At 54.4% G+C, this 19229-nt stretch carries 22 protein-coding genes; 14 read left to right on the top strand and 8 right to left on the bottom strand.

The annotated features are described in order from the left end of the window. Window positions 1-36 precede the first annotated feature (36 nt). Complete coding sequence (locus ACI0FG_RS04140; RefSeq protein ID WP_419787298.1) at window positions 37-1113, top strand: type I restriction endonuclease; 1077 nt, start codon at window positions 37-39, stop codon at window positions 1111-1113. 255 nt (window positions 1114-1368) lie between these two features. After that, on the top strand, window positions 1369-1602 hold the full coding sequence (locus ACI0FG_RS04135) for a hypothetical protein (RefSeq protein ID WP_419787297.1): 234 nt from the start codon (window positions 1369-1371) through the stop codon (window positions 1600-1602). Between the two features lie 39 nt (window positions 1603-1641). Here ACI0FG_RS04135 and ACI0FG_RS04130 read toward each other — a convergent pair whose 3' ends face one another. The 3 genes from ACI0FG_RS04130 to ACI0FG_RS04120 are packed head-to-tail and all read right to left on the bottom strand — an operon-like array spanning window position 1642 to window position 4844. Beyond that, window positions 1642-1905 (bottom strand): hypothetical protein, encoded by a 264-nt coding sequence (locus ACI0FG_RS04130; protein ID WP_419787296.1) that lies wholly within the window; start codon window positions 1903-1905, stop codon window positions 1642-1644. A gap of 56 nt (window positions 1906-1961) precedes the next feature. Further along, entirely contained in the window at window positions 1962-3350 is a 1389-nt protein-coding gene (locus ACI0FG_RS04125; RefSeq protein ID WP_419787295.1) for a pentapeptide repeat-containing protein, read from the bottom strand. A 27-nt stretch (window positions 3351-3377) separates the two neighbouring features. Next, window positions 3378-4844, bottom strand: coding sequence for a pentapeptide repeat-containing protein (locus ACI0FG_RS04120; protein WP_419787294.1), 1467 nt, complete (start codon window positions 4842-4844; stop codon window positions 3378-3380). A 771-nt stretch (window positions 4845-5615) separates the two neighbouring features. Here ACI0FG_RS04120 and ACI0FG_RS04115 point away from each other — a divergent pair. Beyond that, on the top strand, window positions 5616-6158 hold the full coding sequence (locus tag ACI0FG_RS04115; RefSeq protein ID WP_419787293.1) for a DUF3916 domain-containing protein: 543 nt from the start codon (window positions 5616-5618) through the stop codon (window positions 6156-6158). Between the two features lie 28 nt (window positions 6159-6186). After that, on the top strand, window positions 6187-7200 hold the full coding sequence (locus ACI0FG_RS04110) for a tyrosine-type recombinase/integrase (protein WP_419787292.1): 1014 nt from the start codon (window positions 6187-6189) through the stop codon (window positions 7198-7200). Window positions 7201-7223: 23 nt separating this feature from the next. Here the strand turns inward: ACI0FG_RS04110 and ACI0FG_RS04105 are convergent, their stop codons facing one another. The 5 genes from ACI0FG_RS04105 to ACI0FG_RS04085 form a co-directional block, all read right to left on the bottom strand. Beyond that, on the bottom strand, window positions 7224-7454 hold the full coding sequence (locus ACI0FG_RS04105) for a DUF4160 domain-containing protein (RefSeq protein ID WP_419787291.1): 231 nt from the start codon (window positions 7452-7454) through the stop codon (window positions 7224-7226). 27 nt (window positions 7455-7481) lie between these two features. Then, window positions 7482-7913, bottom strand: coding sequence for a hypothetical protein (locus tag ACI0FG_RS04100; RefSeq protein ID WP_419787290.1), 432 nt, complete (start codon window positions 7911-7913; stop codon window positions 7482-7484). Window position 7914: 1 nt separating this feature from the next. Next, a complete protein-coding gene (locus tag ACI0FG_RS04095; RefSeq protein ID WP_419787289.1) occupies window positions 7915-8004 on the bottom strand; it encodes a DUF3696 domain-containing protein in 90 nt (29 codons plus the stop codon). Next, window positions 8001-8123 carry a hypothetical protein gene (locus tag ACI0FG_RS04090; protein ID WP_419788350.1) on the bottom strand — a complete coding sequence of 41 codons (123 nt, stop codon included), beginning with the start codon at window positions 8121-8123 and terminating at the stop codon, window positions 8001-8003. Before ACI0FG_RS04090 ends, ACI0FG_RS04095 begins: the two co-directional genes overlap by 4 nt. 373 nt (window positions 8124-8496) lie before the next feature. Beyond that, complete coding sequence (locus tag ACI0FG_RS04085) at window positions 8497-8769, bottom strand: transposase family protein (protein ID WP_419787288.1); 273 nt, start codon at window positions 8767-8769, stop codon at window positions 8497-8499. Between the two features lie 601 nt (window positions 8770-9370). On the opposite strand from ACI0FG_RS04085, the gene ACI0FG_RS04080 reads away from it, so the two are divergent. Genes ACI0FG_RS04080 through ACI0FG_RS04035 form a run of 10 tightly spaced genes read left to right on the top strand, consistent with a single transcriptional unit; the run spans window position 9371 to window position 19195 of the window. After that, window positions 9371-9799, top strand: coding sequence for a hypothetical protein (locus ACI0FG_RS04080; protein ID WP_419787287.1), 429 nt, complete (start codon window positions 9371-9373; stop codon window positions 9797-9799). A gap of 17 nt (window positions 9800-9816) precedes the next feature. Beyond that, window positions 9817-10794, top strand: a complete 978-nt coding sequence (locus ACI0FG_RS04075) for a hypothetical protein (protein ID WP_419787286.1) — start codon at window positions 9817-9819, stop codon at window positions 10792-10794. A gap of 3 nt (window positions 10795-10797) precedes the next feature. Continuing rightward, window positions 10798-11001 carry a hypothetical protein gene (locus ACI0FG_RS04070; RefSeq protein ID WP_419787285.1) on the top strand — a complete coding sequence of 68 codons (204 nt, stop codon included), beginning with the start codon at window positions 10798-10800 and terminating at the stop codon, window positions 10999-11001. 9 nt (window positions 11002-11010) lie between these two features. After that, entirely contained in the window at window positions 11011-11289 is a 279-nt protein-coding gene (locus ACI0FG_RS04065) for a hypothetical protein (RefSeq protein WP_419787284.1), read from the top strand. Between the two features lie 51 nt (window positions 11290-11340). Next, window positions 11341-11925, top strand: a complete 585-nt coding sequence (locus ACI0FG_RS04060) for a MotA/TolQ/ExbB proton channel family protein (RefSeq protein ID WP_419787283.1) — start codon at window positions 11341-11343, stop codon at window positions 11923-11925. After that, entirely contained in the window at window positions 11915-12271 is a 357-nt protein-coding gene (locus ACI0FG_RS04055; RefSeq protein WP_419787282.1) for a hypothetical protein, read from the top strand. The genes ACI0FG_RS04060 and ACI0FG_RS04055 overlap by 11 nt, the downstream gene beginning before the upstream one ends. Before the next feature lie 8 nt (window positions 12272-12279). Further along, the gene (locus ACI0FG_RS04050) at window positions 12280-13167 is read left to right on the top strand and encodes a hypothetical protein (RefSeq protein ID WP_419787281.1); all 888 of its coding nucleotides are present in this window, start codon (window positions 12280-12282) and stop codon (window positions 13165-13167) included. Window positions 13168-13202: 35 nt separating this feature from the next. After that, window positions 13203-13508 (top strand): RyR domain-containing protein, encoded by a 306-nt coding sequence (locus tag ACI0FG_RS04045; RefSeq protein WP_419787280.1) that lies wholly within the window; start codon window positions 13203-13205, stop codon window positions 13506-13508. Window positions 13509-13510: 2 nt separating this feature from the next. Beyond that, window positions 13511-17875 carry an AAA family ATPase gene (locus ACI0FG_RS04040; protein ID WP_419787279.1) on the top strand — a complete coding sequence of 1455 codons (4365 nt, stop codon included), beginning with the start codon at window positions 13511-13513 and terminating at the stop codon, window positions 17873-17875. 6 nt (window positions 17876-17881) lie between these two features. Further along, window positions 17882-19195, top strand: coding sequence for a sigma 54-interacting transcriptional regulator (locus ACI0FG_RS04035; protein ID WP_419787278.1), 1314 nt, complete (start codon window positions 17882-17884; stop codon window positions 19193-19195). The last annotated feature ends 34 nt before the right edge of the window (window positions 19196-19229 follow it).

Here is a 19229-nt window from a genome sequence, read left to right as displayed (position 1 = left end):
CAATTCAAATAATCTTGTCCAAAATCAGGAGGAAATATGGACTTTTCCGCAAAGGTAACCGAACTTTCGAATAGGGTTAACGAACTCAAAGATGACCTTAAAACTGAAGAGGCCACCAAAAACGCCCTCATCCAACCTTTTTTGCAACTATTGGGCTATGATCCATTCGATCCCCGCGTTGTCGTTCCTGAATTCACGTCCGACATCGGCACAAAACAAAAAGAAAAAGTAGACTATGCCATAAAACAAGATGGCGAGCCTATCATGCTTTTCGAATGCAAGGCATGCGGCGCGAATTTGGATTCCGGCAAGGCAAACCAGTTGCATCGATATTTCCAGAACACACCCACGGCGAGGGTTGGCGTTCTGACCGATGGAATTATCTACGAGTTTTATTCCGACTTGGACCAACCGAACATCATGGATAAAAAGCCATTCATGATTTTTGACTTTTCCCATGTCGATGAAACGCTCATCCCGGAACTTGCAAAACTCGCCTCCGAAGTCTTCAATGAAGATTCAACGCTCAGTGCGGCACAAAACTTAAAATATACAAGGCAGATAAAAACCCATCTCGCCAAAGAACTTAACGAACCCGGCGATGAGTTCGTCCGCCTGTTCGCATCCCGCATCTATACCGGCCGACTTATGACCAACGTAATCGAAGAATTTCGTTGTCGTGTAGCCCAAGCCGCCACTGATTATATCAACGAAAAAATCGATGAACGCTTGAAAAACGCCATGACAAGAGTTGGTGAAAATATTCCGCCCCGCCCACAGCAGGAGGAAGAAGAGGAGGTAGAAGAAACAGCCTCAAAAATCATCACGACAGAAGAGGAAATCGAAGGCTATTTCATCGTTAAATCCATTCTGCGGGAAACCATCGCCCCTGAACGAATCTTTATGCGGGATAAGCAAAGCTATTGCGGCATAATTTGCGACGATAACAACCGTAAGCCCCTTTGTCGGCTGCATTTCAATACCACGCAAAAATACCTCGGGCTTTTTGATGCCGAAAAAAAGGAAGAGCGCAAACCGCTCGACTCGCTCAACGACATCTATAAATATGCCAACGAACTCAAGGAGATTGCCGCCCGATATTTGGAGGCATGACTTGACAGGTCCCCTCCCGGCATGGCTTACTGCTTTTGGTGCTCAAAACACCATCTAGGCGGCTGCCACCCCCGTGAGAAGTGGTTTTTTTGTGTCCAATGAAAAGGGGACACAAACGGCATTGATCTTCATGCCGGGTGGGGGCTGAATACAACACCCTTCGGGGAAACACGCCCGCAGTTCCTGGAGCTGTTTTGACCACCCGGCATTTTGCGTTTTGCAATGCCGATTCAAAACAATTCTAGGAGTCACCCCATGGCACACACGCCCCACCCTCAGTTCACGCCCCTGCCCCCGCACAAGGCGCTCTGCCGCCTGCAAAGCATCGGCTACGCCCTGGAGGAACTATCCATCCTCTCGGAAACAGCCACGGCCAAGGACCTGACCAGCACCCTCTTCGTGCTCTCCCAAATCATCGAAGAATCCACCATGGCCATGCAGCCGTTCCTCCTGCAAGACGATCCCCCCACGAGGAACCAAGACGCGTAATAGAAGCCCCCGGCAGCGAGATCACTGCCGGGGGCTTTTCTATTCAAGGTCCCTGAGTTCTCTTTCTATGTGTCGCAACTCTTGCTTGGCGAGGAATTCTCCATACCCTCCCCATATTCCCAACCCGATCCCAGCGACGGCAATACTTCCCATAATGAGGTTTTCGTCAATAAGGCGGATAAGCGCAACCAGCCCAACCAGAGCCCCTACCATTGAAATCCAGAATTTCCAGCTCGGAATAGGATTGGTAAGTAATTCGGCTTGGCGACGCTTGAGGTAGTCTATGTACTCTTTATCTTGCATGCCTTACTCGCTTGGTTGAAATGCCAAGTTCACTAAATACCGTCTTAAAAATGGGCCTAGCGCCGGAAATTGTTTCGAAGGGCAAAGGCGAACAGCGCGGCCTGAAGGGTGATAAGGAGTTGCCAAAAAGCAATAAATATCTGCAACAGGCCAAAAGGCCCGTCCCCTGAGCCGAGTTTTCCGAGTAAAGGGATAAATTTCCTCCATTCACCAAGCATGTTCCCTGGAGGCGATGGATGAAAACTCCACCCAAAGAAATCTATTTGAATATCGGCCACCGCAACCACCGCTGTAACGACCAACATCAATAGCAATGGAAACAGGATTAGCGCCAAAAGCACCTTGAAAGCTTTGAACGGATTCTCACCAAATCCACTGGAGGATTTATACAGGTCGAGCATAATCCAATTGAACTGCTCACCTTTACTTTGCGCTAGCAGTTTGAGCTGCACCTCCTTCTCCGCAACATGCCACTTAGAGGCCTCATACTCGTTGTTCTCGGCCTTATACTTGGCCTTCATCCGCTGGTAGAAATCACGGGTGGGCGAAAGAGCCTTGTCTTCTATGCGCAACTGAATACGGCCGTTGTCTCCCCAGGAGCACTCATGGAAACGAATATGGGTGAGGTCTGGTTGGCCCCTCAAATCGAGATACGACAGGTCGTCACAGTCCTTGAATGTAAGCTTTTGTGTTGGGATAGTGCAGTTGGCGAAATCAAAAGTCTTTGTCGGGCTGTCTTCAGCAGACTCACTGGGGGAGTTTTTAAATTTGATAGCTCGAAAAATAGTTACCCCCTCGAAGCTGGCTTCGATGAAGTATGCGTTCCCCTCGAAGCTGGCTTTGTCGAAGTATGCGACCCCCCCGAAGCTGGCTGAGCGGAAGTTTACGATCTCCCCGAAGCTGGCTTTGCTGAAGTCTGCGAGCCCCCCGAAGCTGGCTTTGCTGAAGTCTGCGAGCCACCCGAAGCTGGCTTTGCTGAAGTCTGCGAGCCCCCCGAAGCTGGCTTTGTCGAAGTATGCGACCCCACCGAAGCTGGCTTTGCTGAAGTATGCTTTCCCCCCGAAGCTGGCTTTGCTGAAGTCTGCGTTCTCCCCGAACTTGGCTTCGCGGAAGTTTGCGTTCCCCACGAAGCAGGCTTCGCCGAAGTCTACGTCCTCAACAAACACACAAAAATAGAAAGAGATGTTCAGGAGTTTACACTCCTTATCGAAACAAATCTTCCCCGGGAAAATAGTTCCGCTCAAGTCGCATTCAGCCTCCTCATCTTCTAGATCAATGGTCGCCTGTATCCGCTCCGACACCTGCGCATTAAAATCATCAACGCCCATCCCCTTGTGCTCTGCCGGGGCATGAAACAAACAATACTCCTTCCCATCCTCCGGGTCCGTGTACACCACCTCTTGCGGGTCTTTCCATTTGTACTTCTCACACATGCAGCAGGGCATCGGTTTCTCCTCATGTATGGCGGGATATTAGCGCCGGAAATTGTTGCGAAGGGCAAAGGCGAACAGCGCGGCCTGGAGGGTGATGAGCAACTGCCAGAAAAACATCAGCACCCGAAGATACCCCGGCTCACCCCCTGTAATGGCCCTGGTCAAAGGAACAAATTTCAACCACTGAACCATAGGTTCAGCCACCTGGTGGGAGTGAAAAATCAACCCAAAGAAATTCGCCTCGATATCCATAATGCAAAAAAGCAACGGCACCACAAGCAGGCACGCCAACACTCCAAAAGCCCGCCCAGGATTCTCCCCGAAGCCACTCACCAACTTGTAGAGCCAGAGCATACACCAGTTGAAAGTCTCTCCCTTGCTTCGAGCCAAAATCTTCAACTGCGCCTCTTTCTCCGCCACATGCCACTTAGAGGCCTCGTATTCGTTATTCTCATCCTTATACTTGGCCTTCATCCGCTGGTATAAGTCGCGGGTGGGCGAAAGTGCCTTATCTTCTACGCGCAACTGAATACGGCCATTGTCTCCCCAGGAACACTCATGGAAACGAATATTGGCAAGGTCCATCTGGTCGTTCAAATCAAGATGCGACAGGTCGTCACAGTCCTGAAAGGTAAGCATTTCTGCTGGGAGAGTGCAGTTGGAAAAATAAAGAGTAGTGTCGGGCGAGCCCTTAAATGTGATAGCTTTGAAAACAGTTTCCTTCGCAAATTGGCTTAAACTAAAGGATGCGTCCCTCACGAAGCTGGCTTCGCCGAAGTCTGTGTTCCCCCCGAACTTGGCGGAGCCGAAGAATGCGTACCACTCGAAGCTGGCTTCGCGGAAGTCTGCGGCCCCCCCGAACTCCGCGGAGACGAAGTAAGCGATCCCCCCGAAGCTGGCTTCGCTGAAGGATGCGTACCCCCCAAACTTGACGGAGCGGAACTTTGCGGCCCCCCCGAAGCTGGCTTCGCGGAAGGATGCGTACCCCCCGAACTCCGCGGAGCGGAAGTCTGCGCCCCCCCCAAATATGACGGAGCGCAACTTTGCGTGCCTCCTGAACTCCGCGGAGTCGAAGTATGCGCCCCCCCCGAATATGACGGAGCGCAACTTTGCGTGCCTCCTGAACTCCGCGGAGTCGAAGTATGCGGCCCCCCCGAACTTGACGGAGCGGAAGTATGCGGCCCCCCCGAACTTGACGGAGCGGAAGTCTGCGCCCTCAACAAACACACAAAAAGAGAAAGAGATGTCCGGGAGTTTACACTCCTTATCGAAACAAATCTTCCCCGGGAAAATGGTTCCGCTCAAGTCGCATCGAGCCTCCTCATCTTCTAGATCAATGGTCGCTTGGATCCGCTCCGACACCTGCGCATTAAAATCATCAACGTCCATCCCCTTGTGCTCTGCCGGGGCATGAAACAAACAATACTCCTTCCCATCCTCCGGGTCCGTGTACACCACCTCTTGCGGGTCCTTCCATTCGTGCTTCTCACACATGCAACAGGGCATTTGATTCTCCTGATTATTCAGTCTGAAGCGAACGATATAGAATCAGCGAGGACTATACAACTCCTCCGCTCACCAACCCCATCCCCCCAGAAAAATCACTCCTCCGCTCCCGCTTTCGCGCTTTTTCGACCCTTTTTTGTGCAAGTTTGAGGATACGCAATCCCACCCCGAAAAGGTGACGACTGTAGGCGCTTCAAGCTATTGCCCTTTTTGCGCGCTTTGCAAAAGGCTGCAACTCTGTGCCAGTTTTAACGGGCATTGACCTACTGACCAAAAGTCAGTGCGTCACAATGCCCAGGCAGGTTTCCCGGCTTTTTCAAAACTTTTCGATTTCAGAAACAGGCGGAAACGGCATCCGGCAGGACGGCTGTTTGATTGGTGTTTGTCTCAGGAACCGCGCGGGTATTGAGGCATTCTGAAGAAGAAAACCGGCGTTGCACAAAACCGACCTTCACAAACTTCCGAGGTCCCTATCGGGTCCCTCTCGCCAGAAAACCCTTTATTCAAGCCATCCGCCGACCTATTCGTAATCAGTAGGTCGTCAGTTCAATTCTGATTCCTGGCTCCAGCGAAATCAAGGGTTTAGCAGCTTGCTAGACCCTTTTTTTGTTGTCTGATATAGTTTTTGAGACAAATTTGGGACAGTGATAGAGGGAACGCCAATGGATACCGAAGCGATCAAGACAGCAGCTCTAAAATCGCAGTGTATAACGAAAGCGCATGTTGCAATTGGGCTAACGCCCCTACAAAACGATCAAAAAGAAGGACAAATTGCGAAAAATCGCACTAGAAAAATCCAACAAGGCGAAAGTTCGAGGATTGAAAAGAAAAACGTCTTCAATGCTTGAAGGGATATTAAAAAATCCAATGACTTTTCCGGAAGAGGACTCTCCCAATTGTGGCTATTGGCACACCCACCTCCCTGTCGCACAAGACTTTCTTGAATCCCCCAAAACACCTGACAGGATCCGTAAGGCCTGCATGCAAGCCATGATTGATAAAGTTGAGCATTTGATTTCAATCAAGCCCAAATCAAACACAAAGACTCGAGTTGTTGCACACATCAACGAAACCAGTCTTTGGTACTCAGAAATCACCATCTTTTTTGGTGAGGAATATTATTCTAATTTTTTCACAAGAAATTCCAAATTTCAAACATGGAATGAAATGCCTGAAAACCAAAGTTTGGTAAAAAAGAACCACCTTATCATACCAGCAGGACTTACAATAAAAGGTTACTTTGAACTTTTGGGTGATGAAGATGACGACTGGGAATGGCAGAATAACCTTTGGTACATTGGCGAATTAGACTAAACACGCCATACTCAAAAAAGGCTTACTCATGGCAACCATCCACAAACGCGGAAAGCATCAATGGCAAGCCAAGATTAGGCGCAAGGGCTATCCCGTACAAAGCAAAACCTTTGAGCGGAAGACCGATGCCGAGCAATGGGCGCGGGACATCGAAAACGAGATGGATCGCGGAGTCTTCGTCTCCCGCAAGGAAGCGGAATCGACCACGCTTTTTGAAGCCTTGGACCGTTTCATTGAGGAATACATTCCACGCCTCAAAATGGTCGCCAACGAGACTCGCCGAGCAAAGGCAATCCAGCAGCGCGAGATAGCCAACCTGTTCCTTGCCAGCATCCGCAGCAAGCACATTGCCGAGTTCATCAAAGAACGTGAAGATGAGGGGGTCAAGCCCAACACCATCCGCCTTGACCTAGCCATACTCTCTCGCCTCTTCGAAGTAGCTGCCACAGATTGGGGCATGGAAAGCCTGAGCAACCCGGTCAAGCGCGCCAGAAAGCCCAAGCTTACCGGAGGAAGAACCCGCCGCTTGCAACCAGCTCAAGCGGAAGGCGAAAAGAGCGAAGAAAAACGCCTTCTGGAAGCATGCAGCAAACGCTTTCGCCCGGTGGTTCAGTTCGCCATCGAAACGGCCATGCGCCGCGCCGAAATCGCCAACCTGAAATGGGAAAACATCGACCAAAAGGGCAAGACCGCCTATCTCGCTGAAACCAAAAACCAGACTGAGAGAACGGTCCCCCTCTCACCTGGTGCTCTAGGAATACTAAAAGCCCTCCCCCGAAGAATCGGCGGCTCAGTATTCGGGATGAGCGAGAACGCCATCACCATCGCCATGAGACGCGCAAGGGAAGAGTCTGAGCTGAAAGACCTAACCTTTCACGACCTCCGCCATGAAGCGACTTCAAGGTTGTTCGAAAACACTGACTTGGACATCCTGGAGCTTGCCGAAATCACTGGACACAAAAATTTGCAAATGCTGAAGCGGTATACGCACCTAAGAGCAGAGCGACTGGCCAGCAGACTTGCAGGCAGGACTCGAACGTAGAATCTGTCAGTGAATTGAATGGTTTAAGGCAATCCAAGTTTCTTGCAACTCATCCTGTTTGCCAACCAAAAACCTACCCAATTGATATTGTATACACAATTTGATTCACCACTCCTAACATGAATATGCGGCGGAGGATGGTCACTATAATATACATATACTCTGCAAGAATCCAAATCAAACGTCCTTTGTCGAGTTTCATCTACTCGTACATGCTGACGTCCCGTTTCTAAGCTACAGATATTTTTCAACATCAAAGACGGAAAGCCATCCCTATAGCACTAAATTCCCGCACCATCCCATCCGTTATTAGGGAGGCCAAACAAAAACATCCCCCAAAGCAAAGCTAGTCGATGTAGCGCTATATCATGATGCCATCCATTTACCCTGTACGAAAAAACAGAAGCGTTATATAGCTGTATCTCTTCAAAATATTCCGTATATGGAGCTTTATCGCTTAGTTCTAAAAAGAAATCTGCATTTTCAGGAGATTCTTTCAGCAACTCTGCATAAAAATCTTTTATAGTGTATCCAACCGCAAGCTCAATTTCTCCAGGGCAGTCTGTATTATAATATATACACCATTTTCCACCATAGCAACTAACTGCGAGCAGACGAGCTCCTTCTATGGCGTCACAGAATTGCTCGAAGGCAGAGACTTGATTCTCCGCCGACAAACTAAGGCAATTAAAACAAAGTTCAAGCACTTCCATCTTAAAACCCAGCTAACTCAGCCTTATTCATCCGCCCTTGATCGAAAAAGCCATCAGGCCAACCGTCCAGCCGCCCTTTATTGTGGTTCATCCGGTTAGAGCGTACTTCGCTTCATGAATGCCCATGCTGTTGCGTTTGAAGAATTCCGTATTCCTGTATCCGTAGGCCTGCCGCTTTAGCGTCTTGCTTTTGTGGCTTGTGCCCTCGATTGCGCCTGATAAGATGGGGTGGTCGTAGTATGCAGAATACGGAAACGGTATGCGGCACGGTCCTCGCCATGACCAACAAGGGATGTATCTCCGAGGCTTCAGGCTTGGCGATCCGGTCGTAACGCCTTGTCCAGGCGCTGCTTTTCATCATGACTTTCACCCAGATTTCCCCGGTGCTTCAGGAAAACCCACCGTGTTCCCGGCAGAGTTGGCGTCGTATCTGGGTGATCTTTTCATGCATCAGTTTGACCACATGGAACGGTCAAACTCGATGGCGGCGTCCGTCAGCTTTTCCCTGACAGCACCAGGTCCATACAAACAACGTTTGAAATTTCTGCCCCCTCCTGCTGCTGATTTCATTGAAGGCTATATATTAAAGCTTTCCAAGAGCCGGCTTTGAGAAACGGCGATACAGATATCGTTTGAAGATCGATTTGATGGTGTCACATCCGACGCCGAGCAGGTCGGCGACATCCGGCATGATCATCTTCTTTGCCAAAACGAGGGCGTAAGGTTCAAATGTCTCGGTATGCCAGCGTCCCGGCTCTGCGAGCTGAATGTCGATCAGACGGACGACACCGTAATTACGGTATTCCACCCGTTGCACGGAGACGACCAGCCAAAGGGATTTGAAGCCGATGGTCATCGTCTGAACTCATCGTTCTAGTAAAGTCGTGTCGGCGGATGTCTCTGGAGCGACAACACGGGCAACAGACCTGGCCGTCCTCAAGCTGAACATTCAGGGTGATATTGCCAGCGATGGAACCCGGTCACCGGAAAAATAGCCTCACAGAGCAAAGGCAGGATAGACGAAGCGCATGGACATGGAGCGTATTCCTATCGATGATTGGTCGTGCTTTCATTGGTTGGACGCCATGTCCTTTCATTTTGTCAAAAAGATGCGTTAGCCGGATGCACCTTTCTTCGCCCCACTCCTTCGGAACAAGCCCAGCACAGCACAAACCCTGCATTTAAGATTGAACGTACCTCCTAGTGGGACTTGAACCCACCCCTTCGGGCGTCTGACGTTCATCCTGGCTCCTGAACCGATTTGCCGGACGCCGCCCCACATCAGAACTGTCTTTTTTTGTATTATAATGCATTCACTTTGCAGCAAATAAGTACAAAACGGGACATATCGAAATGCAAAGCGGAATGGCTAAAGATTGAAAGTACAGTATTCCAGGTAATTACATAGATGGAACAGCACTTGCTTTATCCCAAGCAAAACCCAACGGAGGCACCTGATGAAATACTTTTGCTCACTTATGTTGCTAATTGTCGTAGGGCTCTGCCTTGTGGCCGCATGGCTTTCCCAACGCACAGAGATTCCTGCCCTGTTTTCCCAATATAGCCATTACCAAATTGCCGCCGCGACAGCGCCGGAAACCCGGCTTCCGGTTGTCACCATGCGGGGCATGATCGTCGGCATCGTCGCCAACCGCGAACTGGCCGAAGACGGCGTCCACCTCCACATCTACGTCGCCGAACCATTTGCCCGGCGCATCAACAAGAGAAGCATCGCGTTCGTCGAGGACGGAAACCTCGTCGTGCGGTCCACAAAATCAACGAATTTTCCGAGGCTCCCCGAAAATTCGACGATCCAATTCAGTCGGTCGTCCTCGTTCCAGAACCGTTTTCTGAACTCGTTGGACGACCTCGACATCAATTTTTAACCTTGGAGGAAAAAACCATGTTGAAGACAAGAACCCGAACCGTGCTGTTGGTGCTCATCATCACCCTTTTCGCTTCCGTGTGCATCGCCCGGGCCGCGGCCGAAAACCAGTCGACCTTACGGGAAAAGCAGTTCCAGAGCCTGCCGCGCATCAAGGACGCTGTGGACCGGATCACCTCCAAAAGCGAAGCGATCCGGGGCGAACTCAAGGCGAGCCTGGAAGAACGCCTGAACGGCGTCGACAAGGTCGTCCAGTCCCTGAGCGAAGACCAGTCGGAGGAAAACCGGGCCCGTGCCTACATGCAGCTCGCGCAATACTTCTCGGAAGCCAAGGACATCATGGAAAAGCTGTCGGAAGAGAGCCGGGAAGTGGCTGCCCATATCGAGGCGGTCGCCAAGGACTCCATGCGCGCCGTCAAGCTCATAGACATGCGCGGCAAGGCCGCCGAGGCCTCACGCAATATGCAGCGCAATCTCTACAACAACAGCCGCTCCAAGCTCAAGAAGATCGCCAAGGGACTCACTTCGCTCGACAACATTCCTCCGGAGGTCGAGGAGGAATGCTACAAGCTCCTCTCCGATATGACCACGGCGGAAGCGCAAATCAAGCTGAGCGAATTGCGGGCCAAGAACCTCCGCACCCAGAAGCAGACGACCGAACAGGTCTCCCGCTGGCTCGCCCGCTACAGTGCGCGCTGCCGCATCACGAGCCACCACTTCAATAATTTGAAGACCACCCTCTCCAGTCAGTGCGAGATCATGGCCGACGGCCTGGCGCACAAGGAATTCATGAACGGCGTGGAAGGGCTGGGGGCACTGGCGGAGCGTGCCTCCGACCTCAGCGAACTGACCGAATCCCTGCAAACGGCCGGCCGCAACCAGCAGGAGGCCATGGCCCTGCTGAACGGCAGCGAGCAAACGATCCAGTTGCCCGGCCTGGGAGCGCCGCTCCCCAACCTGAAGGAACTGCTCACCCAGATGAAGGAGGAGGGCTAACCCATGTCACGAAAGATGCTGATGTCCCTGATCGGAGGTCTGCTCCTCCTGGTCGCGCTCTACGCATTCGCGCCGGCCATCACGGGAGAAGACAACAGGTTCGCCTTCATCGGCCGCATACTGAACGACCAGCAGGAAATGACGCAGGAACAGCGCATCGCCCAGGAACTGCACAAGATTCTGACCCAGGTCCACGACAACATCTAGGAGGAAACCATGAATATCGGCAAGAGAACACTCATCGCGGCCACCATGCTGGCCTCCCTGTCCTGCCCCGGACACGCCTTGGCAAACGACAACGCCACCAGCATGCGGGGCGAGGCCTACACCGCCGCCCTGGCCTTCACGGAATCGATCGATGCGGAGGCCGAGACGAGAACGCGCATCGAGGAACAAAACGAACGCTTCAAGGCCATCCAGCAGTTCCTGCACGCCCAGGCGGCGCCTTCCCAGGATGATGCCCCCGAAATTCAGACGGCGACAGCCACCGAATAACCCTTTAAAAGGCGGCCGCCGGACATCCGGCGGCCGCCGGGAGACGGTACGATGAACATACTGGGTATCCTCTGTCTGGCAGCCATCACATGGCAATGGCTCATCTGCCTCGCCGACCTGTACGACTTTCTCCGGCTCAAGCGAAAGGAACGCCGACTGGAAGCGGCCTACGGACTGCGCAACAGAACCCGGGGCAACAGCGAAAAGCCCCTGCCGACTTCGGGGCAATGGCTCCGCGGCCACCCCGCCGAAAGTCTGCTCGGCCCGGGTGGAAGGTTCCGCACCGTGAGCTTCCGGCTGGCACAGGCCAAAATCATCGCGGCCCAGAGTGACACGGACCGGCTGGCGGCTTCCCTGGAAAACGTGCACTCCCGCTCCCCCAACCTCGGCCTGCTGGGCACCATGCTCGGGCTCTGCATGAGCATGTATGCGGTTGCCTCCGGCAAGGGATACCACGCCCTCTTTTCCGGCATCGGCATCGGCATCGCAACCAGCCTGTACGGCGCCGTCGTCGGCCTGGGGGCGGACTTCCTCGGCAGCCCGGTCCGGGCACTCCGGCAACGCCAATACAACAACAGCATCCACCTGTGGGAGCGGGCCTGTTCCCATTCGCGGAGGCAGCGCCATGAAAAATGAAGCCAGACGCAGCGTCCTGACGACGATCTTCCTCGACATCAGCCTGAACCTGCTCATGGTGTTCCTGCTCCTGGTCAACTCGCCGGAAACCCTGAAGACGACCACCTCGGGCACCGGCGACACCGGAAGGCCGACCGTCATTTCCGTCACCAAAGACGGCAAGGGGTTCCGGCTCGACGGGCAACAACGGAAACTGCCGGAAGTCTTCGGCGCCTTGAAGGGACGGAAGCTCGACATCCAACTTTCCTACCCCTCGGCAATGCAAGGGGGGACCCTGTTCGACACCCTGCGCAGCCTGCAACGCGGACTGCCGTTGGCCAACATTCTGTTAACCGTCAGAAAGTAGGTGAAACAATGCGATACGTAGCCGCCATACTCACACTCCTGGCCCTTGTCCTGCTGGTCCTGGGCTATGATCACGTCGCCGAGCCGTTCGGGTGGCCCCGCCTGCAAACGGCACTGGTCACCCCTGTCCTCAACATCCATCCGGCCGAACCCATCAAAGCGGCCGCCGTGGACACGCCCGCCCCTGCGACCCGGCCAGAAACCAAGGCCGCTCCCCAAAGCGCGGAGAAGCAAGAACCCCGCCACCGGGGAACCGCATCCGGCGGCAAGTCGGCCCAACCCGCTCCTCCCCGGCAGCAGGCCGCGCCCGCCCCCCCTCGTCCGCCCCGCGCACAGGCAGAGCCGGCCAGCCGAACAGCGCCGCAGCCCGTCCACCGCAAGCCGGTCGAGCGACACGACCGGATTACCGGCAAATACCTGCCGCGCCTGAACGTCAAATGGGAATGGCGGCATTGCGCAAGGCTGCTTGAGGGAAAGAAGGCGGACCTTGTGGCGGAACTCGAAGAGGCCTCCTTCGTTGTCCGGGACGACAAGATCGTCAAATGGTCCGCCGCACGGAAAGAGCTTTCGACCCGGTCGCTCGACTGCACGGCGCAACGCAACCAACCGGTCATGCGAACGGCGGACAAACTGTTCCTGGAAAGATACGGCCAAAAGCCCGTACGTTACTGGATCGTGATGCACCGCGACTTCGACGCCGAATACCTGGCGCCCAAGCAGGCGCAGGCCCTGGAAGCCAACGGCATTGTCGTGGACACCTCGTCCGAAAAGACAGCTGCAATGGTCACGCACGGCACCTTCGCCATCGAGGGGAATGACATCCGCTACATCATCAGCCGGGTCGACAACGGAAAGCAGCATTTCCCCTGGCAGGACCCGGAACAACGCAACAACTGAAACAACACCACGCACAACCATACAGGAATACAACAATGAAAAGCTCCGACGCAAAAAAAATGATCACCATCTGTTCGGACGACAAATCGTCCTGCGCCACCATAGATCTGGAAGCACTCGCCGAGGCGAATCACTGCGCCTGGCTGGAACTGCAACGAGACACACGGAAATGGGAATATGGACCGCAATACAGCAAGGAGACCCGAACAAACCCCTTTATACGGGACTACAGTGACTTGGATGAGGAGACAAAAAGTATAGATCGACATACCGCCCTGTCTGTTGTTAGGGCATTGCTTACATCAGGATACACCATCAGTCCCGCCCCGGAGAAAGAGTAAGCATGGAAACCCGCAAGCCCATCAGGGTGCTCGTGTGCTCGCCCCACGATGTCATTCAGGAACGGACCATCGCCCTGCGCGTGCTCAATCGCCTGCGGCAGACCTTTGCCGGGTACGGTACCATCGAACCGATACTCTGGGAGTATGAACCGCTGCTCGCCACCGAGCCGTTTCAACCCCAGATCGCACGCCCTTCCGACACGGACATTACCGTCATCATCCTCTGGTCGAGGCTGGGAACGCCGCTTTCGGCCGACATCACCCGCAAAGACGGCTCCCGCTACAAATCCGGGGTTGAATTCGAACTGGAGGACGCCATTGCGGGGTACCGGGAAAACGGCAGGCCGGAAATCCTCGTCTACCGAAAGACCACCCCGCCACACTTCGAAGACCTGGACGACGCTGCCCATGCCGAAGCGCTCGAACAGAAGCAAGCCGTGGATCAATTCATGGACGGCTGGTTCAAAAATGCATCGGACGCCAGCTACACCGGCGCATTCCACCTGTTCGACGCCCCGGACGAGTTTGAAAACAAGCTGGAAATCCACCTGCAAAAACGCGTCGAACGTCTCCTGGACTGCGGACCGAATGAACAGATGGGCCGACCGGTCTGGACCGAGGGGTCGCCCTTCCGGGGGTTGCAGCCGTTCCATATGCGCCATGCGCCGGTCTTTTTCGGCCGGACAAAAGCCGTCAGCGAAGTTGTCGACGCCCTGCACCGACAGCACCGGAAAAACCGCGACTTTGTCATGATCATCGGCGCTAGCGGGGCGGGCAAATCCTCTTTGGTCAAGGCCGGGGTGCTGCCCATGCTCACAACCCCCGGTGTCATCGAAAATGCACACGACTGGCGGATTGCGGAAATGCGCCCCTCCGCAAACGATTTCTCCCCCATTGACGCCCTGGCCGGGAGCCTTCTGGCCGAGGGTGCCCTGCCGGAACTCGCGCGGGAAGGGAGCGCCGCCGAACTGGCCGGGCTCCTGACCGCTTCCCCGGATCAGGCCGTGGAACATATCACCGACACCATGTCCCGGTTGCCCGCCGGGCCGGTCCATCTGGTCATCCACGTTGACCAATTGGAAGAATTGTTCCACGAGAAGATTGCGAAGGAGACGCAATCCGCGTTCTGCAACATTCTGGACACGGCCGCCGCCTGCGGGCGCATCACCATCCTCACCACCCTGCGTAGCGACTTCTACCCCATGGTCCTGGAATCGGCCGAGCTGGCCGCACTCAAGGCGGGTCCGGGGCAGTATGACCTCCCGGCCCCCTCGCCCTCGGAAATCGGCGACATGATACGCCGTCCGGCCATTGCCGCCGGGCTTTCCTATGAGTGGGACCCCGACACGGGCGAACGGCTGGACGACATCCTGCGCGACGCCGCATCGGCCAGCCCGGAAAGCCTCTCCCTGCTGCAATTCACCCTGGAAGAACTCTATGAGCGCCGGGAACAGTCTGCACACTCGGGTCGGCTGCTGCTTGCCGCCTACCGGGAAATGGGCGGGATGGAAGGCGCCATCGCCTCCCGGGCGGAATCCGTATTCACGCAACTGCCCGGCAGCGACCAGCACGCCTTTCACAACGTCTTCCGTCAATTGTTGACCATCTCACAGGAGGACGGCCGGGGCACCCGGACCTATGCAGCTCTGAGTAATTTTCCCGTCGGGTCCGAGGGTGCCGCCTTCATCCGGGCGTTCATCGATGCCCGGCTGTTCGTCGCGGATACCGACAGCGACGGCAACCGTCTCGTCACCGTCGCCCACGAGGCGTTGCTCGCACATTGGCCACGGCTGGTCCAATGGATCGATAAAAATCGGGAGAACTTGCGCATTCTGAGCCGGGTGAAGGCGGCGGCCATTCACTGGGAAGAGAACCAAAAACCGGACGATCTGCTCCTCACCCCGGGCAAGCAGCTGGCGGAAGCGCTGGACATTTTGCCGGAGTTGTCGGGTAGCGACGCCACCGAACTGGCCGATTTCATCAAAATTTCACGCAAAAAGGCCGAGGCGCAGGAACAACGAGGACGGCGGCGGCTCCTGGCGACTATTTGCATCGTCTTGGCCCTGCTTATCGCGGCCATCGCCGGTCTCGTCTATGCGCGGTTCCAAAACCGCATTGTGGCGCAGCAGACCGAAGCCGCCGAAGCCAACGCCACACTGGCCGCCACCAGCCGGGAAGCGGCCCAGGCCAACGCGGCACTCGCGGAGACCAACGCCCAAAAAGCCCAGGCCAGCGAAGCAAAAGCCAAACGGAACGCGGAAGCGGCCCAAGCGAATGAACAACTGGCCCGAATCAACGCCCGCAAGGCCGAGGAGAGCGCCGACCAGGCACGCAAGGCCATGCTCAAGGCCCAGGCAGAGACCCGCGACGCCCGCAACAAGCTCGGCGCAATGCTGCTTGAGAAATCCGCCTTGGTCAAAAGACAGGGGTACGATGCGGCCGCCGAAGCCTACAGGCTCCTCGCCGCCAAGGAACTGGGCGAACGCATGGACCTGGCCAGGGCATACGGCAAATTCATCACAGCCAATTGCTTCATGAGAGGGTTGGCACTGCCGGTCAAAGACATCACCAACCCCATGCTCAAATTTTCCCGATACGACAACATCTTCGCCTATTGGGACGGCGACACCCTCAGGATGGCGTCCATTTGCCCAAAAGGTAAAGTGCGGGGACACTATATTCCGTTTTCCCCCCGCACATTCAAGGGATTCGAGCTCCTCCCGGGCGGTGACGTCGTTATCCTTGACGATACATGCATCATTTTTTTCGACGTGTCGTCCATGAAGAAACTCTACGAAATCCCCCACGAAAGCGATTTGGGCAACAAGGACTGCCGACTGGCTTATTCGGATAAACTCGACCTGCTGTTTCTCTTGTCGTCGGACGGCGTTATCAAGGGCTTTTCCCAGAAGCACCAAACATCTTTCACCCTCCCCTTCAATGTACAGGATCTCAAGGAGATCAAAGACAAACCCATCGACGAAATGTATCTATCCGAAGATCGATTGGGGGTAAAATCCGGCAGTTCTTTTTGGACATTGGACCTACGTGTGGATGAGGACAAAGGCGAAGCGTCCATCAAGGTGCTCACCAAAGACACAACAAGACCAAAGGCATATGCGTTCGAGCACGGCTCGTGGTTTTTTTACTGGCCGACACAAGGGCTGGTTCGGAGAAGCGACCAGTATCCACGCCTGTCTGAAATCAGACGGGAAGCAGACGATCTGAAACTGGAAAACTTCCATTTTGCACAAGATTCCGACAGGATTGTCTGTAGCAGCGCCAAGGGACTGCGACTGCTCGACAAGAACAACGATTATACGCCGACGATCATCCATCAAAACGATCTCGGTTACCGGGCAACCGCCATATCTCCGGACGGGAAATGGGTCGCCGCGATTTCCTACAGGAAACAGCTGGAACTGTGGGGGCAATTCAACACCGTTTTCGCCGACGAGAAGAGCGGCTTTGCCGAACGGGCAAGCAGCTACCTGGCCGACAGAATTCGCATTATATCTCTTCATCGTTTTATCCACTCCCCCAGCGAATTCCAGGCCATACAGTTCAACTACGACGGCTACAACCTCCTCAATACGTCCACCGGAAAAACATACCCTTTTCGGGAAATGCCCGAATTCCCCGAACCGGTGTTCGACAAAACCGGAAAACGACTGTTCTGGATGCAGGGGGACACGCTCTATACGCGTCAGGCCAAGAGGTACATCAATACGCCGGAAAAAAAAATCACGGGCAAGGCGATCCTGCGACTCAATGCCCCGGAGGCGATCTATGCCATCGGAGTGACCCGAACCAACAACCCGGCGATCCTGTATTTCCGGGACCACAAGGTCAGGCTGCACGAGCAGGGAAAAAAAGAGCGGATTCTCTCCCTCGACGAGTTCCACCCGCACTGTTCGGTCTTCTCGCCCACGGGGAGCGCCGCCGCGATCGAATCCGGCGATGGTGAGGTGCTTCTCTACGACGTCAATCGAGGTCGGCATGGCGCCACGCTCTTTTCGGAGAGCTATGCCAAGTTCGATAAGCTGGCGTATTCGCCGAATGGGGACTACCTGGCCGGCATCCAGGATGACTCCACCGTCACCATCTGGGACACGCAATCCGGAGATCGCGTCGCGACCTGGAACCGTTCCGAGGACACGGGCAGATCCTCATTCAGCGACAAGGGTATCAGCTTTTTCCCGGACGGCAGGCATGTCATGGTGTACGACAATTACTCAATGGAAATCCTGGATACCTCCATCATACGCGACGGGATCGACAAGGCAATGCACGACTTTCTGGAAAAAGAGCAACTGACTATAGATGGACTGACTGTCCGCCCCAAAGCCGAATCAAGCGGGAGGTAGCGCGCCATGCATGACTATCTTGAAAAAATAGAAATAAATTACATCGTGCCCAACGGCATCTTCCTCACCGGGGAACCCGGAGTCGGCAAGTCGTACTATGCGCGATATATTTATGAGAAATGGAACCACCAAAAGGACAAAGGGGAATTCGTCGTCTTAAACGCCTCGGGCCTCTCTCCCGAATTGTTCGAGTCTCAATTATTCGGGCATGTCAAAGGCGCATTCTCCGGTGCCGACAGCAACAAAGACGGATTGGTGAAGCGAGCGAATGGCGGCGTGGTCTTCCTCGACGAGGTCTGCGATATTCCCATAACCATACAACAAAAACTCCTGCATTTCCTCGACAACGGTTTCTATCGTCCAGTCGGAAGCGAAAAAGATTACTATGCAAATATTCAGATCATTTCCGCTTCCAACAAGAACATTTACGATTACGTTCGGAATAACGAACTGCACCGGGACTTTGTCGATAGAATATTGCAAGAGCCCATTGAAATCCCGCCGTTACGCGAACGTAAAGACCAAATACCCGAAATCACGGCATCCGTCATAGAGACGCTCAAAACGAAAAAAGGGTACGACATCCGCTTGGGCAAGGACGTCATCAAACTCTTTTCCGAGTCCGTCTGGCCCAAGAACGTACGTGGCATCGAGCATGTGTTGGAATGGATAGGCGTGGCCTGCGCAGACAAGAAGGGACCTGTTTCGGTTGACGATCTGTCGGAAAGGGTTTTCCGCCACCTTGCGCCACGACCGGTGACCAGGCCCTCGCCCATCTCCTACGACTTCAAGGACGCCAGATATGATCCAAAAACCATCGATATAATAGCAAAAAACCTGCACGATGTCTGGCTCGACCAAAGACTGAGCGAAGGCGCGTCAGAGCAGTCGAAAAGCAATCTCGTCAACTGGGAAGACCTCCCGGCCAAGGAAAAGGAGCTGAACCGATTCGTGGCCCGGGAAATGTTGAAGTGCTGCGAGCTGCACATTCGCCAGGGGCTGCTGAGCGTGGAAGATTTTTTCCCGAACACCTGCTCGGGAGCCACCCCCAAGAGCCGACAAGCGTATGCTCCGGCGATTCGGGAGGTCCGGGAAGTTCGTGAGGTTCCCAAGCTGCAAGAGGTTCGGGAAAACCCCGAAAAGGAGGCGGTGGAGGCCGCCTTGCGAGAGGCCGCGGGCAATATTTCCAAAGCGGCGAGCATACTCGGCAGGTCTCGCAGCAATTTTTATACGCTCTTGAAAAAAAACAACATCAATCCAGACAACTTCAAGTTTGATTTCTTGTCCGACGGGACCGTACGGCCCCGCGGGAACAGGTGACCGCCTCCCGCCCGAACCAAACGAAGTGGCCAAT

This window comes from Pseudodesulfovibrio sp. 7M6, from assembly GCF_050058625.1.
GTDB lineage: Bacteria > Desulfobacterota > Desulfovibrionia > Desulfovibrionales > Desulfovibrionaceae > Pseudodesulfovibrio > Pseudodesulfovibrio salinus.
This window is presented reverse-complemented; position numbering and strand designations above follow the sequence as displayed.

What these genes read in the sequence shown, in the direction of transcription:
- ACI0FG_RS04140 (WP_419787298.1), top strand. Translation starts at nt 37, where the DNA reads ATGGACTTTTCCGCAAAGGTAACCGAACTTTCGAATAGGGTTAACGAA.
- ACI0FG_RS04135 (WP_419787297.1), top strand. Translation starts at nt 1,369, where the DNA reads ATGGCACACACGCCCCACCCTCAGTTCACGCCCCTGCCCCCGCACAAG.
- ACI0FG_RS04130 (WP_419787296.1), bottom strand. Translation starts at nt 1,905, where the DNA reads ATGCAAGATAAAGAGTACATAGACTACCTCAAGCGTCGCCAAGCCGAA.
- ACI0FG_RS04125 (WP_419787295.1), bottom strand. Translation starts at nt 3,350, where the DNA reads ATGCCCTGCTGCATGTGTGAGAAGTACAAATGGAAAGACCCGCAAGAG.
- ACI0FG_RS04120 (WP_419787294.1), bottom strand. Translation starts at nt 4,844, where the DNA reads ATGCCCTGTTGCATGTGTGAGAAGCACGAATGGAAGGACCCGCAAGAG.
- ACI0FG_RS04110 (WP_419787292.1), top strand. Translation starts at nt 6,187, where the DNA reads ATGGCAACCATCCACAAACGCGGAAAGCATCAATGGCAAGCCAAGATT.
- ACI0FG_RS04105 (WP_419787291.1), bottom strand. Translation starts at nt 7,454, where the DNA reads ATGTTGAAAAATATCTGTAGCTTAGAAACGGGACGTCAGCATGTACGA.
- ACI0FG_RS04100 (WP_419787290.1), bottom strand. Translation starts at nt 7,913, where the DNA reads ATGGAAGTGCTTGAACTTTGTTTTAATTGCCTTAGTTTGTCGGCGGAG.
- ACI0FG_RS04095 (WP_419787289.1), bottom strand. Translation starts at nt 8,004, where the DNA reads ATGAACCACAATAAAGGGCGGCTGGACGGTTGGCCTGATGGCTTTTTC.
- ACI0FG_RS04085 (WP_419787288.1), bottom strand. Translation starts at nt 8,769, where the DNA reads ATGACCATCGGCTTCAAATCCCTTTGGCTGGTCGTCTCCGTGCAACGG.
- ACI0FG_RS04080 (WP_419787287.1), top strand. Translation starts at nt 9,371, where the DNA reads ATGAAATACTTTTGCTCACTTATGTTGCTAATTGTCGTAGGGCTCTGC.
- ACI0FG_RS04075 (WP_419787286.1), top strand. Translation starts at nt 9,817, where the DNA reads ATGTTGAAGACAAGAACCCGAACCGTGCTGTTGGTGCTCATCATCACC.
- ACI0FG_RS04070 (WP_419787285.1), top strand. Translation starts at nt 10,798, where the DNA reads ATGTCACGAAAGATGCTGATGTCCCTGATCGGAGGTCTGCTCCTCCTG.
- ACI0FG_RS04065 (WP_419787284.1), top strand. Translation starts at nt 11,011, where the DNA reads ATGAATATCGGCAAGAGAACACTCATCGCGGCCACCATGCTGGCCTCC.
- ACI0FG_RS04060 (WP_419787283.1), top strand. Translation starts at nt 11,341, where the DNA reads ATGAACATACTGGGTATCCTCTGTCTGGCAGCCATCACATGGCAATGG.
- ACI0FG_RS04055 (WP_419787282.1), top strand. Translation starts at nt 11,915, where the DNA reads ATGAAAAATGAAGCCAGACGCAGCGTCCTGACGACGATCTTCCTCGAC.
- ACI0FG_RS04050 (WP_419787281.1), top strand. Translation starts at nt 12,280, where the DNA reads ATGCGATACGTAGCCGCCATACTCACACTCCTGGCCCTTGTCCTGCTG.
- ACI0FG_RS04045 (WP_419787280.1), top strand. Translation starts at nt 13,203, where the DNA reads ATGAAAAGCTCCGACGCAAAAAAAATGATCACCATCTGTTCGGACGAC.
- ACI0FG_RS04040 (WP_419787279.1), top strand. Translation starts at nt 13,511, where the DNA reads ATGGAAACCCGCAAGCCCATCAGGGTGCTCGTGTGCTCGCCCCACGAT.
- ACI0FG_RS04035 (WP_419787278.1), top strand. Translation starts at nt 17,882, where the DNA reads ATGCATGACTATCTTGAAAAAATAGAAATAAATTACATCGTGCCCAAC.